Raw genomic sequence first — 15,237 nt, 5'->3', positions numbered from 1 at the left:
CGGGCGGGCGCAACGAAACCCGGCGCGGCGGTGTTGTAGAGGGCGTGAGTGCAACCGACTGTCTCGACCCGGTGCGCAAGGCGCTCCTCGACGACCTCGACGAGGGCTTCGCCGAGCTGTACGCCGCCCACCGCGGCCTGGTCTTCTCGACCGCGCTGCGGCTGAGCGGGCGCTGGGCCGACGCCGAGGACCTCACCGCCGAGGCGTTCCTGCGGGCGTACCGGGCACTGGCGGGCTACGAGCCCGACCGCCTGGCCGCGCTGCAGCCGCGGGCCTGGCTGATGACGATCCTCATGAACATCTGGCGCAACTGCGCCAGGGCCAAATCCCGCAAACCGCCACCCGACCTGCGTGACGAGCCCGTGGACGAGCCCGACCCCGCCCAGGACGTCGAGGAGGCGGCGGTCCGCAGGGAGACCGGCGACGAGCTGTCGGAGCTGCTCGGTCTGCTGCCCGAGGAACAGCGGGCCGCCGTGGTGCTCAGGCACGTCGTCGACCTGCCGGTCAGCGAGATCGCCACCGTGCTCAGGATTCCGCAGGGCACGGTCAAGTCGCACGTGTCGCGAGGGCTGCGGCGGCTGCGCGAACTGGGAGGTGCCCGATGAACGACGACTCACTGCTGGCCGGGCTGGCCGCGCTGGCCACCGACGCGCCCGCCGGACTGCTCGACCGGATCGCCGCCCGCTGGGTGAGCGTGCCCGCGCCGATCGGCGAGCTGCGGGTGGCCTTCACCGACCAGGGCGTGGCCTACGTGCACGCCGGCGACGACTTCGCCGCCTCGTTCAGGAAACGCTTCGGCCGGCCGCTGCTGGCCGCCGACCGGCCGCCCGCGGGGCTGGTGCCCGCGCTGCGCACCGGCCGTCTCGGCAAGGTGCCGCTGGACCTGCGCGGCGTCAGCGGCTTCCAGCGTGACGTGCTCGACGCGGTCAGGACGATCCCGAGGGGCGAGGTCAGGCCGTACTCGTGGGTGGCCGAGCAGATCGGGCGCCCGCGGGCCGTACGCGCGGTGGGGACGGCGCTCGGCGCCAACCCGGTGCCGCTGCTCGTGCCGTGCCACCGGGTCGTCAGGTCCGACGGCGTGACCGGCGACTACGTGTTCGGCCCGGCGGCCAAGGAACGGCTGCTGCTGGCCGAGGGCGTCGACCTGGACCGGGTGCGCGCGCTGGCCGGGGAGCGGGTGTTCTACCTGGCCAGCGACACCACCGGCGTGGTGTGCTTCCCGACCTGCCACAACGCCCGCCGGATCACCCCCGCGCACCGGCACGGCTTCCGCAGCGTCGCCCAGGCCAGGGCGGCCGGCTACCGGCCGTGCCGCACGTGCCGCCCCGCTCAGGCGGAGGGCTTGGTCGGGTAGCGCATCAGGAGGGTGGCGCGCACGACGTCGGGGCCGTGCGCGCGGTAGCCGTGGGGGACGTCGGAGAGCCAGGAGATGTGGTCGCCGGGCCCGGCCGTGAGCGGCTCGTGGATCGGGCCGGCGCTGAGCGTGCCGGTGAAGACCGTGACGTGCTCGCTCACCCCCTTGTGGTGGGCGGGCGAGGTCTGGGTGACGCCCGGGGGCACGCGGATGCGGTAGAGCTCGTAGGTGACGCTGTCGTCCTCGAAGACCTCCAGCAGGTCGGCCTCGATGGCGGCGCCGCGCATGGTCTGCGGCTCGGGCGGCGAGTCGAGTATCGCCCCGATGGGCACGCCGAGCTGCGCGGTGATCGCCCAGAGCGTCTCCAGCGTGGGGTTGCGGGTGCCGGTCTCGACGCCGGACAGCGTGGCCTTCCCGATGCCCGCCCGCTTGGCGAGCTCGGACAGCGAGACTCCGCGCGCCTGGCGCAGCCGTCGCAGCCGGTCACCGACGACGGCGGGGTCCTGGTCGAACGCGGGCAGCGGCTCCATAACGCCATCGTGCCGCAAGGCTCGTCCGGTGTGACCGCCTCTCGGGGGCCGAATCGTCGTTTCCCGGATTTGCCACTGCTCAGGAGTGGCCTGGAAACACGCCGGCCACAGGCTGTCCACGGGTTGCGGCTGCGGCGTAAGGGACAGACCGCTACGATTCAGCAGATGTCCGGATCGACAGGTGTGATGGCGCCGCCCCGACCTGGGCCTACGCCGGCTCAGCGGATGCCGTCGCCGTACTCGCTGCCCCTGCACGCGCTGCGCCTCGCGGGGAGCTGCGCGCTGCCGCTGATCCTCTGGTACGCGGCGGGCCAGGTCGTGCGCTTCGTCCTGCTGTACGCCGCCACCGAGCTCGCCTACGGCGACCTGCGACAGCTCCGGCTGGTGGGCACGGTCACCTTCCTGACCCTGATCGTCCTCGCGGCGATGACGGTCACCACGGGCATGCTCTACACCCTGCGCGGCGCGCTGTGGGAGATGCGCGCCAGGCGGGAGGAGGGCGTCGAGGACGAGCGCTTCTTCCGGGTGCTGGACCGGGTGGCCCCCGCCTTCGCGGTGCTCTACCTGTCGTGGGGCTGGCACGTGGAGGACGCCCGCGCCCTCCAGCAGATGGACCTGAACCACCACTTCTACGACATGCAGTCGGCGGCCTGGTTCGGCGAGGAGACCCACGTCGGCAAGGGCCTCACCGACCTCGACTGGCGGGTCTCGCTGGGCGCGATGGTCGTGCTGTTCGGTCTGAAGTGGCTGTTCGCCAAGCTCGTGGAGCAGGGCAAGGGCAAGCTGTACGGCTTCGGCGCCGCCTTCTCCGAGTTCGCCTTCGTCTTCTACGGCCTGAACGCCACCGTCGCCATCGCCGGGCTGCGCTCGGACTGGGTGGAGCACCGCAGCGTGGTCGCCGGCACCAACGACCTGCTGGAGCAGGCGGAGAAGAGCGTGCCGCTGTGGAAGACGGTCACGGACGCGGTGGGCGACTTCTGGCCGTTCTTCATCGGCGGCGTCGCCGTCCCGCTGGCCTGGCTGACCGTGGCGATGCTGGTGTTCGGCGCCTACTCCGACGAGACCCGCAGCCTGGTCAAGGGCACCCGGTTCGAACGGGGCGTGGACCGGCTGGAGGACAGCCACGACCTCACCAAGAGGTCGTTCGACCAGCTCACCGGCGGCTTCCGGGACCGCTGGCTGCCGCTGGCCAACTCCCTGCGGATGATCGCCAAGGGCGGCGCGCCGCTGTTCGGCATGATGTGCCTGAGCTACGTCGCCCTCACCGTGGGCGCCGAGTACGCCGAGCGCGCCGTGGTGACGCTCGTCGGCTCGCAGGCCGAGTGGGTGTGGGCGTACAAGCACGGGCCCGTGACGTTCGTGCGCGGGCTGGTCGTGACCGTGCTCACGATGGCGCTGCTGGCGGCCACGTACGACCTGGCCGCCACGCGGGCCCGGCTCAAGGGCGAGCCGCTCAGCGACGTGTGAACCGCAGCACGTCCGCCTCCGGCTTGCCGGCCTTCTCCCGTTTTAAGTAGTCCGCCGTCGGGGTGTCGGAGCGGTAGTCGCTGACCCTGAAGGAGAGCTCGACCTCGTTCGCGACCGGCGCCGGGACGATCGCCATGCCCTCGAACTTGTACTCCTTGCCCAGCTCCAGCCGGTCCGTCGGGCGGTCGCCCGGGGTGAACTCCACCGTCCAGGTCCGGCCGGCGCGGTCCTCCAGCTTGGCCCGGTCCGGCGGGGCGGTCATGGTGGCGCTGGACTCGTCGAGGAGCTTCTGGGTGATGTCCACCTTCAGCCAGGTGACCTCGGGGCCGTGCTTGCTGCCCTCGGGGGCCTGGACGGCCTTCAGGGCGGCCCGCCACTCGATGTCGTGGACCTTCCCCGACTGGCCGGGGGCGACGGCGACCTCGTTGATCTTGATGCCGTCGGTGATGGTCGTGTCGTAGAAGCGGTAGCCGTCGTAGGTGTTGAGGCCCATGGCGAGGACGGAGGCCACGGCGGCGCCCACGGCGACCAGGATCAGCCGGCCGCGCCTGGGCGGCCGGGCGTCCTGCGGGGCCGCCGGCGGCTGCTCCACGGGCGGTACGGCGGCCGCGGCCGGGGGGCGCTGGGGGGACGGCATGGCCATGCCGGGCCGGATGGCGGGCAACGGCTGGGTGCTGCCTCCTGAGGACTCGCGGGGGGCGGGCGGCCACACCTGCTGGTCCGGATGCACGAACCGCCCCCTACCGGGTCCGGTCGGCATTCCAGGGCCGGGCTGCTGCGCGCCGCCACGGCCGGGAGGCCGCGCGTCGTGACCGGGAGGCGCCCCCGCGGGGCCGGCCGGGGGAGCCGCGTGCCCGGGGGGAACGGGGCCCGAGGGGGCGGGGCCGTAGCCGGGAGGCGGCGTGGGACGGGTCGGCGGCGGGGTGGCGCGGTCGCGCGGAGAGCCCGTACGGCGGCGGCGTGGCCGGGCGGGCAGCGGCGTCTGCGGCGCAGGCGGCATCGGCCCCGCCGCGGGCGGCTGGGACGGCGGCGGCTCCGCCACGGGCGGCGGGAAGGCCGGAGCCCCCGGCGGGGTCGCGGGGTCCGCGGGCGCCGGAGGAGGCGGGAAGGCCGAGGGGGCCGGGGCGGGGTCCTCGGCGTGGTGGTCGTTCCTGGGGGCGAACCAGTCGCGCTCGTTCGTGCTCACAGTGCGATCACTTCTTGACGGTGGAGTAGACGGCCTGCGGCGAGGCCGCGAGCTTGCGCGCGGCCTCCTCGTCGAGCCCGAGGTCGATCTCGACCTCCGGCTGGAACGGCTCCACCAGCATCTCGGCCGGCAGCCCGAAGACCACGCGCGCCCCCGGCAGCGCCGATGGAGGAACCTCGAAGAAGAACCGCCCGCTGACCCAGATGTCGGGTTGGACCCACGTGTTCGCCAGCGTCAGAAGGCTCGCCACGCGGTCGGTGGCCGCGAACTTCTTGCCGTCCGCGGTCAGCAGCTGCGGCTGCCCCAGGTGGTACGGCTTGAGGCTCGACCTGGCCGAGGCGTTGACCACGAGGAACAGGTTGTCCGTCGTGATGGTCTGGTCGCTGTTCTGGATCGTCTTGGTGGCCAGGAACGAGTCGAGCCGGACGGTGAACCGCCTGGCGTCCACGTCCTCGCCCTTGGCGCCCGTGTAGGTCACCCTGGCGCTCGCCTCGTTGGCGGTCAGGTGGAACGTCTGCAGCCCGACGGCGGCGGCCGCAAGCAGCAGCCCGGCGCAGGCGTTGAGCACTTTGGAGCCGCCGCCCGGCCCGCGTCCGGCGCGGCGGCCGGGCCGCTCAGGGCGCTCGGGGACGGCGGAGGAACGCGGCTGGGTGGCGGTCATGCCCCCTCACCCGCCTTGACCGGCAGCGTCACGCGGGCCTTCACCTCGGGGTAGAACTTGTCGTCCTTCTCCTTGGCGACCATCTGCCACTGCAGCCGCTCGTCCTGGAAGCCGGGGATGTACTCGAAGGCGGCCACGTCGAACGTGATCTTGTCCGGCGGCCGTTCGGTCGCGCCGAGCCGGTACCGGACGAGGACCTGGCTGGTCACGCCGGGATGGAGCTGCCGGGTCTCGTCGCCCTTGTCCAGGGCGTAGACGAAGGGCCCCGACTCCTTGGAGAACCTGGGGGTGATGGAGACCAGCGAGTCGGCGAAGGACGTGCCGAGCCACGCCTTGTCCGGCTGGGCGGGGTCGGGGGGCAGGCCGACGCCGGAGGTCTCGTCCCCCTTGTTGGTGACCTCGAAGACCAGCTCCACGAACCGCTTGTCCTCCTCGAACTGCGTCTTGGCCCGCTCGACCTTGACCCGCGACTCGACGAAGCGCGTGGAGTAACGGCCCTGGTCGAGCGTCGCGCCCTGGCCGAGCAGGTCGGGGCCCTTGTCGGGGGCCTCGTTCAGCCCGCCCAGCAAGGCCGTGATGCCGACGGCCGTGACCGCCACGAGAGCCAGGATGGGCACCGCCACCGGGCGTCTCGGCCTGCTGTCGCCGGAGGGTTCCGTCATGGGTATGGATGGTAATAGGTCACGGTTGCCCCATCTGCCGCAATGGTCCCTTCTGGCGGGGGGAATTGCCGCGAACCCTGCCGCTACGGGGGTGGAAGCTCATACGCTGTCACGGAGCGGAAAAGGGCTGGCCCCTGCAACTAACGACATATCGCGGCCGGAGGGTCACGTGGCGGACGTGCATCCCGAGCATGCCCAGCTCCAGGCGGACCGCATCTACCTGGGGTGGCAGTACATCCTGCTGCATCCCGACCCGGGGCCGCCGCCCAAGCGTCCCTCGCCCGAGAAGGAGCCGGCGCCGGACGCGGAGTCGTCCGGCCGGGCGGCGGCCGAGGCGCTGCGCCGCGAGCGGCTCCAGGAGGACATGCTCAACCGGCCCGTACGCGTCATCCGGGCCATCAGCCTGACCATGTCCGCGCTGATCCTCGTGGCCGCGGTCAGCGGCTACCTGGGATGGTCGTTCGCGCTCCTCGGGCTGGTCGCGGCCGGCGGCGTGGCGGGCATCTGCACCTACGCCCTGCTCCAGGGCGACCGGGCGGTCCGCTACCGAGTGCTCGAACAGCAGGCCAGGGACGACCGGCAACGTCAGGAACGTGACAAAGAGCTGTTCCGCGCCCAGGAGGAGCACGCCCGGCGCTACCGCGACTGGCAGGAGTCGAAGGAGCGCCACGAACGCCAGCTCACCTGGTACGCCGTCGCCGTCCCCGACGAGATCGACCGCATCGACGTGGCCGGCGGCACGCTGCCCGGCTGGTCCGCGCTGATCACGCTGCTCGGCGCCACCCGGCTCTACAGCGGCGGCCACCTGACCGTGCTCGACCTGTCGGAGGGCGCGATCGCCAAAGACCTGATCGAACTGGCCCGCAAGGGCGGCGACGACCCGCTGGTATGGGTGCTGCCGGTCGACCTGCCGAAGCTCGACCTCGGGGCCACGCTCAAGCCGGAGGCGTTCGCCGACGTGCTGGCCCACGTGGTGAGCGTGAGCGAGGAGCACCGCACCACCCGCGACCTCAGCTTCGACAACGCCATCCTGGAACGGGTGCTCGAAGTGCTCGGCGAGAACGCCACCATCAGCCAGGTCACCGCCGCCCTGCGGGCCCTGGCGCAGGTCGGCGACCCGCGGGACGACCTGCGCTTCGGCCTGATCACCGCGACCCAGCTCGAACGCATCGGCACGCTGTTCGGCCGCGGCGTGAGCGACCGGGTGGTGATCGAGCGCGCCTGGGCCCTTGAGTCGCAGCTGCGCAAGCTGGAGACGCTCGGCACCCAGGCGGTGCGGCTGCCGCCCGCCCGGCTGCGCGTGGTGAGCATGGACCGGCAGGCCGGCGTGTTCGGCAACCGGGTGCTCGGCACGTACGTGGCCACCGCGCTCACCCACATCCTGCGCCAGTCGCCCGCCTCCGACCGGCCCTGGTACCACACGATCATCGTGGCGGGCGCCGACAAGCTCCGCGGCGACGTGCTCGACCGGCTCATGGACGCGTGCGAGACCTCGCGTACCGGGCTGGTGCTGACGTACCGGAGCCTGACCCCCACCGTGAAGGAGCGGCTGGGGCGCGGCCACGCGGCCGTGGCGTTCATGCGGCTCGGCAACGCCGAGGACGCCCGGGTCGCCAGCGAGCACGTCGGCACCGAGCACCGGCTGGAGCTGGCCCAGCTCACCGAGACGATCAGCGACGCCCTGCCGGGCCTCGACGGCGGCTACACCTCCACCATCTCCCAGGTGGACGACGCCCGCCACGACCGCGGCGACGGCCACGCCGACCTGGTCGAGGACATCACCGAGTCCACCGAGTGGGGCCGGACGGCCGACAAGATCTCCGAGACCGAGCGCGTGCTCCACCGGTCGCGCGAGTTCCTGGTCGAGCCGCACCAGCTCCAGCAGCTCCCCACGACGTCAGTGATCGTCACCGACGCGACCGCCGAGGGCAGGCGGGTGCGGCTGGCCGACGCCAATCCGGCCATCCTCACCTTCCCCAAGACCACGCTCGGCGACCTGGAGGAGGTGCGCGAGGCCGTGCTGGCCCTGGAGGCCAAGGACGAGGGCGAGGAGCCGCCACCCAACCTCGGGCCACCACCGCCACGCCTTGACTGGCGCAAGGGCAGGCAATGACCTGGTCAAGGGCGTGGTGAGGAGCTGGCGATCAGCGGGATTTTACTGAGAACCGACTGTGGGGGAATTGAAGATGCAGCCGAGTGTCTCGCTGAGCGGGCCCTGGTATCGGATCCAGTCGATCGCCGCACCCTCGCGAAGCTCGTCGGCGGAATGGGATTTCGTCACCGTGCTGCCCGCCGTGTTGTCGGCGGCGCAGCGTGACCGGCCGTTCGTCATCGGGTGGCTGTCGCGGGGTTCCGGGGCGCCGCTCGAACTGATCACCAATGCCGGTCCGCTCTCGCCGCCGCGCCAGCCGCGCAGGGCGACCGACGTGCCCGGCCTGCCGACCGGGCCCCAGCCGCTGCTGTTCCCGGGCGGCGCGCGGGGCATCGAGCTGGACGAGGAGTACCTGGCCGACCTCGCCGACCTGGTCTGGACGCCGTGCCCCGGCCGCCAGGCGCCGCCGCTGGGCGGGCGGGGGCGGGAGTTCGCCGGGTCCGACCCCGACGAGCTGAAGCGGCCCACGTTGTTCGAGTCGACGCTGGTCACGCTCATGTCGCGGCCGTTCGCCTGGCTGGTGGTGGCCGAGCCGACCGACCTGCTCGACGCCGAGGTGGCGCACCTGCGCACCCAGCTCAACGTCCTGCGGCAGTACGGCGACGCCTCCGAGCGTTCCCGGTTCGACGCCGAACGGGCCGAGCGCCGCATGCAGGAGCTCGACGCCTTCCGCGAGGCCGGCCTGTGGAACGTGCGCGTGCTGGCCGGCGGGGCCACCGCCGAGGAGCTGCGGCAGATCGCGCCCGTGCTCGTCGGGTCGGTCGAGATGAGCCACCACCCGTACCGGCTGCGCAGCGCGCACGGCGCGGTCCACGCGCTGTCGGAGGCCCTGGCCATCACCATGCAGGACCCGGCCGACGGCGCCGCCGCGCCCTTCGCGGCCACCGCCGGGGCGCTGGCCGCGCTGGCCGGGCTGCCCAGGCGCGAGGTGCCCGGCGTACGCGTGCTCGACTCCGGCTTCTTCGACGTGACGTCCGAGGCCGACGGCGGCGAGCTGGAGCTGGGTGAGATCCTCGACGGCCAGGACAGAGGCGTGGGCAGCTTCCGGGTGCCGCTGGCCACGCTCAACAGGCACGCGTTCGTCACCGGCGCGACCGGCTCGGGCAAGTCCCAGACCGTCCGCCACCTGCTGGAGCAGCTCAGCGAGGCGCGCATCCCGTGGCTGGCCATCGAGCCGGCCAAGTCCGAGTACGCGGCCATGGCCGGCCGCATCGCCGACCCGGTGACGGTGATCAACCCGTCGGCCCCCGAGGGCGTGCCGCTCAGCGTCAACCCGCTCGAACCCGAGCCCGGCTACCCCGTCCAGGCGCACATCGACATGATCAGGGCGCTGTTCATGGCCGCCTTCGACGCCGAGGAGCCGTTCCCGCAGATCATGTCGCTGTCCCTGCAACGGGTCTACGAGGCCACCGGCTGGGACGTCGTGACCGGTGGCGCCGTGCCCGGCTCGAACGTCCCGCCCAGCGTGCCGACGCTCGAACAGCTCCAGCAGCACGCCATGGACGTCATCAAGGAGATCGGCTACGGCCGCGAGGTCCAGGCCGACGTCGAGGGCTTCATCTCGCTCAGGCTGCGGTCGTTGCGGGTCGGCTCGGCCGGGCGCTTCTTCGAGGGCGGGCACCCGGCCGACATCGGCGGCCTGCTGGAGCGCAACGTCGTCCTGGCCATCGAGGACGTCGCCAACGACGAGGACAAGGCGTTCCTCATGGGCACGCTGATCATCCGGATCGTCGAGCACCTGCGCATGCGGGCCAGGAAGGAGAAGTCGGCCGGGCTGCGGCACGTCATCGTGATCGAGGAGGCCCACCGGCTGCTGCGCGACCGCGGCCACGGCCGGGCCTCCACGCACGCCGTGGAACTCCTGGCCGGCCTGCTCGCCGAGATCAGGGCGTACGGCGAGGGCATCGTGGTGGCCGAGCAGATCCCGACCAAGCTCGTCTCCGACGTCGTGAAGAACACCGCGCTGAAGGTCGTCCACCGGCTGCCCGCCGAGGACGACAGGAAGCTCGTCGGCGCGGCCATGAACCTCAGCGACGAGCAGTCCAGGCACGTCGTCTCACTCCAGCCGGGCTCGGCCGCGGTCTTCGCCGACGGCATGGACCGGCCGCTGCGGGTGCGCGTCCCGCTGGGCGAGTCGCGGGAGAAGCCGCTGCCGGGCCCCCAGCCGCCCATCCGCGGGCGCAGGTCGGCCGCGTGCGGGGCGCAGTGCCGTACCGGCCAGGCGTGCACCCTGGTGGAGCTCAGAGAGGCCGACGTGCTCGCCGACGGGCCCGACTGGGCGTGGCTGCGCATCTGGTGCGACACGGTCGTGCTCGCCTTCGTCAGCAACCGGCCGCTGCCCGGCGTGCCGCGCGCGCTGTCGGCCGCCTGGGGCGAGCTGCCCGCCCGCCGCCGCGAGTGCCTGCTCGCCACGCTGATCGAACGCGCCGTCCAGCGGCGGGCCTGGTCGTTGCGGAGCTGGTTCGACCCGGCGCTGCTCACCGAGAAGGCCGCCGAGGTCGCCGCGCGGCTGCTGTCGGGGGCCGAGCCGGGCGGCGACCGTCCTGGCGCGTCGTGGGTGATCCCGCAGGTGCGCTGGCTGCACGAGGTCGACCGGCTCTTCCCGTACGGCCAGCCCGCCCCCAACCTGCGCAGCCCGGCCCCGCCCATGGAGTACGCCCTGTTCCGCCAGTCCACCGGCAACGGCACGGCCGACCTGGTGCACGCCGAGCTGCTCGGCCACCGCGCCAAGGCCCTGCGCCACCACCCGCTGTCCATGGAGGTGGACCACAACCGGGCCCTGGCCTGGCGGGTCATCCTGGGCGACGACGAGAACGAGAGCGTGCAGCGCGACATCACCAACGTGGCGATCGGCATCGAGGCGTCGGCCAGGATCAGGCACGTCGGCCAGACGATGGGGGCGGGCTGGCTGGAGGGGGTGCTGTCGTGGCCGCAGCGGTTCGTCCTGCCGTTCGACCACGGGGGCGCTCCGGAGATCGCCTTCGTCGACGCCCCCTCGGCCTGACGCCCGTCCGGGAACGGGTCAGCGTTCGCGGCGCTTGCGGCGGGCCACCTCGCGTTTGTGCTCGGCCAGCTCGCGCCGCCGTTCCCGACGTCCCTGCGCGGCCTGCTGCTTGCGGCTCTCCAGCTCCAGCCGCATCGCCTCCTGCGCGGCCGTGCTCCGTACGGACACCTGGGCGGCGGCCCGCGCCGACAACGTGACCATCTTCTCCGCCCTTCACCAGACATGCCGGGAAAGCGACCTGGACAGGCCGCCTCCGGCACACCGGACATCCCTGGAAGGGCGGATACGTGATGCTTCGCCCGGGCTACCGACCGGGCCGCGTTTTCGTGTGCAACTCCAGAGTAGGACTCAACGGCGACTAGGATCCATGTGCATGACCCAGCTTCCTCTGCGGGCTCAGCTCGCCAGCGCCCTGGGACGCAGCGCTGCCACGCTCTCGCGGATGACCGGGCGCGGTGACGGCTCGGTGATCGGCGGCAGGGTGGGCCTGATGCTCGAACCCGACCTCCTGCGCAAGCTGGCCCGCGACCGCAAGCTGGCCCTGGTCAGCGCCACCAACGGCAAGACCACCACGACCAGGTTGATCACCTCCGCGCTGCTGGAGATGGGCGAGGTCGCCACCAACGCCTTCGGCGCCAACATGCCGGCCGGGCACGTCTCGGCGCTCTCCCAGCACAAGGGCGCCCCCTACGGCGTGCTGGAGGTCGACGAGAAGTACCTGCCGGAGGTGCTCGACACCACCGGCGCCGGCGTCGTCTGCCTGATGAACCTCAGCCGCGACCAGATGGACCGCGCGGCCGAGATCTGGCTGCTCGCGCAGAAGTGGCGCAGGGCGCTGTCGGGCAGGCCCACCCACGTCATCGCCAACTGCGACGACCCCCTCGTCACCTGGGGGGCCTCCACCGCCGCCAAGGTCACCTGGGTCGCCGGCGGCCAGCGCTGGAAGGAGGACTCCTGGTGCTGCCCCGAGTGCGGCGGCCCCCTCGACCGCAAAGACGCCGACTGGTCCTGCCGTGAGTGCACCTTCCACCGTCCCGAGCCGCAGTGGGTGCTCGACGACGACGTCGCCATCGACCCGCGCGGGCAGCGCTGGATGCTCGACATCCAGCTCCCCGGCCTGGCCAACCGTTCCAACGCGGTGATGGCGCTGGCCGTGGCCGAGGCGTTCGGGCTGCCGGTCGACCGGGCGCTGCCCCGGCTGCGCGAGGTCACCTCGGTGGCCGGCCGCTACACCACGGTCGAGCGCGAGGGCCGCCACGCGCGGCTGCTGCTGTCCAAGAACCCGGCGGGCTGGCTGGAGGCCTTCGACGTCGCCGACCCGCAACTGCCGATCATCCTCTCGGTCAACGCGCAGGGCCCCGACGGCCGCGACACCTCGTGGTTGTGGGACGTCGACTACCGCATCCTGCGCGGCCGTCCGGTCTTCGTCACCGGTGAGCGGCGGCTCGACCTGGCGCTCCGGCTCGACGTGGCCGACGTGCCGTTCACGTTGTGCAGCTCGTTCTCCGAGGCGCTGGCCATGCAGCCGCCCGGCCGGGTCGACGTGATCGCCAACTACACCGCCTTCCAGCAGATCCGATCGGAGTTCGGACGTGCCGTCTGACAGCGCCCTCAGCATCGTCTGGATCTACCCCGACCTGCTGAGCACCTACGGCGACCAGGGCAACGTGCTCGTCCTGGAGCAGCGTGCCCAGCGCCGGGGCATCGAGGTCGAGACCGTCTACGTCCGCTCGGCCGACCCCGTGCCGGAGACCGGCGACATCTACCTGATCGGCGGCGGCGAGGACCGTCCGCAGATCCTGGCCGCCCAGCGCCTGCGCCGCGACGGCGGCCTCCAGCGGGCCATCGCCCGGGGCGCGGCGATGCTGGCCGTGTGCGCCGGCTACCAGATCATGGGCAGCACGTTCGGCGGCGAGGAGGGCCAGCCGGTCGACGGCATCGGCCTGCTCGACATCGCCAGCTCGCGCGGCCCCGCCCGGGCCGTGGGCGAGCTGGTCGCCGAGGTCGACGCGGCGCTCAACCTGCCCACGCTGACCGGCTTCGAGAACCACATGGGCGTCACGCACCTCGGCCCGGGCGTGCGGCCGTTGTCCAAGACGGTCGCCGGGGTCGGCAACGGCGACGGCTTCGAGGGCTGCTACGCGGGCCACGTGGTGGGCACGTACCTGCACGGCCCGGCCCTGGCGCGCAACCCGGCCCTGGCCGACCTGCTGCTGTCGTGGCGCGTGGGCGAGCTGACGCCCCTCGACGACTCCCGCTACGAGGCCCTGCGCCAGGAGCGGCTGAGCACCGTCCTGTCCGGCTGACGGCCTAGTAGACCAGGGCCTGGGCGCCCTCGCTGACCGCCTCCTCCACGAACGCGGGCGCGCCGGCGATGCGCACGCCGTCGATCACGTCGTCGACCGTGATGTCGCGGCGGGCGGCGCACTGCGTGCACAGGGTCACCCGGCCGGCCGCCAGGACGGCTTCCAGCAGGTCCGCCAGCGGCGCCGCGTGGGGCAGGGAGAACTCCTTGGCCCGCCCCGGCAGGGCGAACCACGACGACTCGCCGGTCAGCCAGAGGGAGACCGGCACGCCGCTCGCCAGCGCGGCCGCCGCCACCGTGAATGCCTGGTTGCACCGCTCAGGGGCGTCCGCCCCCGCGGTCACCTTGATCACCAAAGATCGTGCCATGGCGTCACCCTAACCCTGACCGACGCGGCCCCACACGTACGGATCGGCCTGGGCACTGCCGAACGGCGACCAGGCCAGGCGCGTCTGCCCGGTCCTGTCCCCGGTGTCGGAGTCGTAGACGAGCACGTTCGCTCTCAGCGCGGTGGGCGGGGCGGGCAGCAGCGCGAACGGGATGCGCACCTCGACGCCGTACCCGCCGTCGTGAACCGCGGACGCCACGCCCACCCGCGGGGCGGGGCCCTGACGGGCGTCGGCGTCGCGGGCCGCGCACGGGCCGCCCTCGGCGGTGTAGGGCAGGACGCCCAGCTTGAACGTGGTCGAGGTGTCGTCGGAGTCGCCGCGCGGGTCGAGGGCGATCTCGACCGCGTCGGTGCGCCAGTGGCGCTCGCACTCGTCGAGGGCGGCGCCGCGCGCCTCGTCGGTGACCTCGACCTGGACGTAGAGGTCGGCGCCGTGGCGGGCCAGCCGGGCGGTCGCGGCGCAGTCGGCCGCCGGGCAGCGCTCGCCCTCCCAATGGGCGAGGGGCAGGGCCGGGCCCGCGTACTCGCCGGGGGAGGCGACGCCGTCGAGCACGGGGGCGCGCCCGGCGACCGGCAGCGTGGTGGCGGGCGGCTCGGGGTAGTCGGGCTGCGCCCGGTTGGCCAGCCAGGGCAGGCCGGTCGCGCGCGCCCAGTCGCGGAACTCGGCGTACAGAGGACGCAGGCCCGCCTGCTCGACGACCGGAGCCGGCACCGGCCGCCCGCCGTCGAAGACGACCGAGAACCAGTCGCACCCGAACGGCCCGGCCACCTTCGCCGGCCGCGCGGCGAACCCCTGCGTGCGGTACGCCCGCTCGGCGTCGCGCTCCCGCTGGGCCCACGTGGCGCGGTGGCGCGGCGACCAGGCGCCCGCCCAGACGCCGAGCTGCGGCAGCCCGGTGGCCGGGTCGCGCAGGCCGGCCGTCGCGCAGCCGGGGCCCACGGGGCCGCGCAGCCCCCAGTTCTGGGTCAGCAGCCGGGTGGCCCGCCAGGGCGCGCCCGTCCCGGGGAACGCGGCGGGGTCGGCGGCCAGCCGGAACGCCTCGACGGCCAGCCGGGCGGCGAGCTGGTGCCCGCCGTGCTGGTTGAAGGGCCGCGGGTCCATCGTGACCACGGTCGAGGGCCTGGTCGCCCTGATCGTCTCGACCAGCCGCCGGAGGGTGCCCGGCCCCCACGCGCGGGCGGTCAGGGGCGCCGACAGCGTGTACCAGAAGTCCGGTCTGTCCAGGTAGAAGACGTCGCGGATGCCCGCGTGCGCGACCGCCTCGCGCTCCTCGGCCTCCCTGATCCGGCCGAGCGCCGCGCCCTTCTCCGGCCCGGCGGCGTTGCCGCCGCCCTCGCCACGGGTGACCGTCACGACCCCGGTGGTCAGCCCCAGGCGTTCGCGCCACTGCCCGAACGTGGACAACGACTGGTACTCGTCGTCCGGATGGGCGCCCACGAACAGCACGTCGACGTGCGGCGGCACGGCCCAGGCATCCAGCATCGCGGCTCCCCCCGGCGAAACGTCTCCCCGATCCAGAAGGTTAGC

14 protein-coding genes are annotated in these 15,237 nt (G+C 73.1%); 7 read left to right on the top strand and 7 right to left on the bottom strand.

The features are described 5' to 3' along the window. Positions 1-44 precede the first annotated feature (44 nt). Complete coding sequence (locus AB0J46_RS04785; RefSeq protein WP_364326450.1) at positions 45-605, top strand: sigma-70 family RNA polymerase sigma factor; 561 nt, start codon at positions 45-47, stop codon at positions 603-605. Continuing rightward, complete coding sequence (locus AB0J46_RS04780; RefSeq protein WP_364326447.1) at positions 602-1,354, top strand: methylated-DNA--[protein]-cysteine S-methyltransferase; 753 nt, start codon at positions 602-604, stop codon at positions 1,352-1,354. Before AB0J46_RS04785 ends, AB0J46_RS04780 begins: the two co-directional genes overlap by 4 nt. On the opposite strand, the gene AB0J46_RS04775 is transcribed toward AB0J46_RS04780, so the two are convergent. Then, complete coding sequence (locus AB0J46_RS04775; protein WP_364326444.1) at positions 1,330-1,884, bottom strand: XRE family transcriptional regulator; 555 nt, start codon at positions 1,882-1,884, stop codon at positions 1,330-1,332. The genes AB0J46_RS04780 and AB0J46_RS04775 overlap by 25 nt on opposite strands. Before the next feature lie 225 nt (positions 1,885-2,109). Here AB0J46_RS04775 and AB0J46_RS04770 point away from each other — a divergent pair, with 225 nt between their 5' ends. Then, entirely contained in the window at positions 2,110-3,351 is a 1,242-nt protein-coding gene (locus tag AB0J46_RS04770; RefSeq protein WP_364326441.1) for a hypothetical protein, read from the top strand. Here AB0J46_RS04770 and AB0J46_RS04765 read toward each other — a convergent pair. From AB0J46_RS04765 to AB0J46_RS04755, 3 genes are read right to left on the bottom strand one after another with little or no spacing between them, the layout of a single operon-like run. Continuing rightward, positions 3,338-4,537 carry a hypothetical protein gene (locus AB0J46_RS04765; RefSeq protein ID WP_364326438.1) on the bottom strand — a complete coding sequence of 400 codons (1,200 nt, stop codon included), beginning with the start codon at positions 4,535-4,537 and terminating at the stop codon, positions 3,338-3,340. The two genes, AB0J46_RS04770 and AB0J46_RS04765, sit on opposite strands and share 14 nt — an antisense overlap. Positions 4,538-4,544: 7 nt before the next feature. Continuing rightward, positions 4,545-5,198 (bottom strand): hypothetical protein, encoded by a 654-nt coding sequence (locus tag AB0J46_RS04760; RefSeq protein ID WP_364326435.1) that lies wholly within the window; start codon positions 5,196-5,198, stop codon positions 4,545-4,547. Then, positions 5,195-5,860, bottom strand: a complete 666-nt coding sequence (locus AB0J46_RS04755) for a hypothetical protein (RefSeq protein WP_364326432.1) — start codon at positions 5,858-5,860, stop codon at positions 5,195-5,197. The genes AB0J46_RS04760 and AB0J46_RS04755 overlap by 4 nt, the downstream gene beginning before the upstream one ends. 169 nt (positions 5,861-6,029) lie before the next feature. Here AB0J46_RS04755 and AB0J46_RS04750 point away from each other — a divergent pair, with 169 nt between their 5' ends. Beyond that, on the top strand, positions 6,030-7,973 hold the full coding sequence (locus tag AB0J46_RS04750) for a hypothetical protein (RefSeq protein ID WP_358289355.1): 1,944 nt from the start codon (positions 6,030-6,032) through the stop codon (positions 7,971-7,973). Positions 7,974-8,046: 73 nt separating this feature from the next. Further along, positions 8,047-11,016 carry an ATP-binding protein gene (locus tag AB0J46_RS04745; protein ID WP_364326429.1) on the top strand — a complete coding sequence of 990 codons (2,970 nt, stop codon included), beginning with the start codon at positions 8,047-8,049 and terminating at the stop codon, positions 11,014-11,016. 18 nt (positions 11,017-11,034) lie between these two features. Here the strand turns inward: AB0J46_RS04745 and AB0J46_RS04740 are convergent, their stop codons facing one another. Next, positions 11,035-11,217 (bottom strand): hypothetical protein, encoded by a 183-nt coding sequence (locus tag AB0J46_RS04740; RefSeq protein ID WP_364326426.1) that lies wholly within the window; start codon positions 11,215-11,217, stop codon positions 11,035-11,037. A gap of 172 nt (positions 11,218-11,389) precedes the next feature. On the opposite strand from AB0J46_RS04740, the gene AB0J46_RS04735 reads away from it, so the two are divergent. Further along, positions 11,390-12,619: a MurT ligase domain-containing protein gene (locus AB0J46_RS04735; protein ID WP_364326423.1), complete on the top strand. Its 1,230-nt coding sequence runs from the start codon at positions 11,390-11,392 to the stop codon at positions 12,617-12,619. Next, positions 12,609-13,322, top strand: a complete 714-nt coding sequence (locus tag AB0J46_RS04730) for a glutamine amidotransferase (protein ID WP_352319745.1) — start codon at positions 12,609-12,611, stop codon at positions 13,320-13,322. The genes AB0J46_RS04735 and AB0J46_RS04730 overlap by 11 nt, the downstream gene beginning before the upstream one ends. A gap of 4 nt (positions 13,323-13,326) precedes the next feature. Here AB0J46_RS04730 and AB0J46_RS04725 read toward each other — a convergent pair whose 3' ends face one another. Both AB0J46_RS04725 and AB0J46_RS04720 read right to left on the bottom strand, forming a co-directional pair. Continuing rightward, on the bottom strand, positions 13,327-13,689 hold the full coding sequence (locus tag AB0J46_RS04725; RefSeq protein ID WP_364096062.1) for a DsrE family protein: 363 nt from the start codon (positions 13,687-13,689) through the stop codon (positions 13,327-13,329). A gap of 9 nt (positions 13,690-13,698) precedes the next feature. Further along, positions 13,699-15,192: a sugar-binding protein gene (locus AB0J46_RS04720; protein ID WP_364326420.1), complete on the bottom strand. Its 1,494-nt coding sequence runs from the start codon at positions 15,190-15,192 to the stop codon at positions 13,699-13,701. Positions 15,193-15,237 lie beyond the last annotated feature (45 nt).

This window comes from Nonomuraea sp. NPDC049758 (genome assembly GCF_040674635.1).
GTDB lineage: Bacteria > Actinomycetota > Actinomycetes > Streptosporangiales > Streptosporangiaceae > Nonomuraea.
This window is presented reverse-complemented; position numbering and strand designations above follow the sequence as displayed.

What these genes read in the sequence shown, in the direction of transcription:
- AB0J46_RS04755 (WP_364326432.1), bottom strand. Translation starts at nt 5,860, where the DNA reads ATGACGGAACCCTCCGGCGACAGCAGGCCGAGACGCCCGGTGGCGGTG.
- AB0J46_RS04740 (WP_364326426.1), bottom strand. Translation starts at nt 11,217, where the DNA reads ATGGTCACGTTGTCGGCGCGGGCCGCCGCCCAGGTGTCCGTACGGAGC.
- AB0J46_RS04760 (WP_364326435.1), bottom strand. Translation starts at nt 5,198, where the DNA reads ATGACCGCCACCCAGCCGCGTTCCTCCGCCGTCCCCGAGCGCCCTGAG.
- AB0J46_RS04770 (WP_364326441.1), top strand. Translation starts at nt 2,110, where the DNA reads ATGCCGTCGCCGTACTCGCTGCCCCTGCACGCGCTGCGCCTCGCGGGG.
- AB0J46_RS04725 (WP_364096062.1), bottom strand. Translation starts at nt 13,689, where the DNA reads ATGGCACGATCTTTGGTGATCAAGGTGACCGCGGGGGCGGACGCCCCT.
- AB0J46_RS04775 (WP_364326444.1), bottom strand. Translation starts at nt 1,884, where the DNA reads ATGGAGCCGCTGCCCGCGTTCGACCAGGACCCCGCCGTCGTCGGTGAC.
- AB0J46_RS04720 (WP_364326420.1), bottom strand. Translation starts at nt 15,192, where the DNA reads ATGCTGGATGCCTGGGCCGTGCCGCCGCACGTCGACGTGCTGTTCGTG.
- AB0J46_RS04780 (WP_364326447.1), top strand. Translation starts at nt 602, where the DNA reads ATGAACGACGACTCACTGCTGGCCGGGCTGGCCGCGCTGGCCACCGAC.
- AB0J46_RS04735 (WP_364326423.1), top strand. Translation starts at nt 11,390, where the DNA reads ATGACCCAGCTTCCTCTGCGGGCTCAGCTCGCCAGCGCCCTGGGACGC.
- AB0J46_RS04745 (WP_364326429.1), top strand. Translation starts at nt 8,047, where the DNA reads ATGCAGCCGAGTGTCTCGCTGAGCGGGCCCTGGTATCGGATCCAGTCG.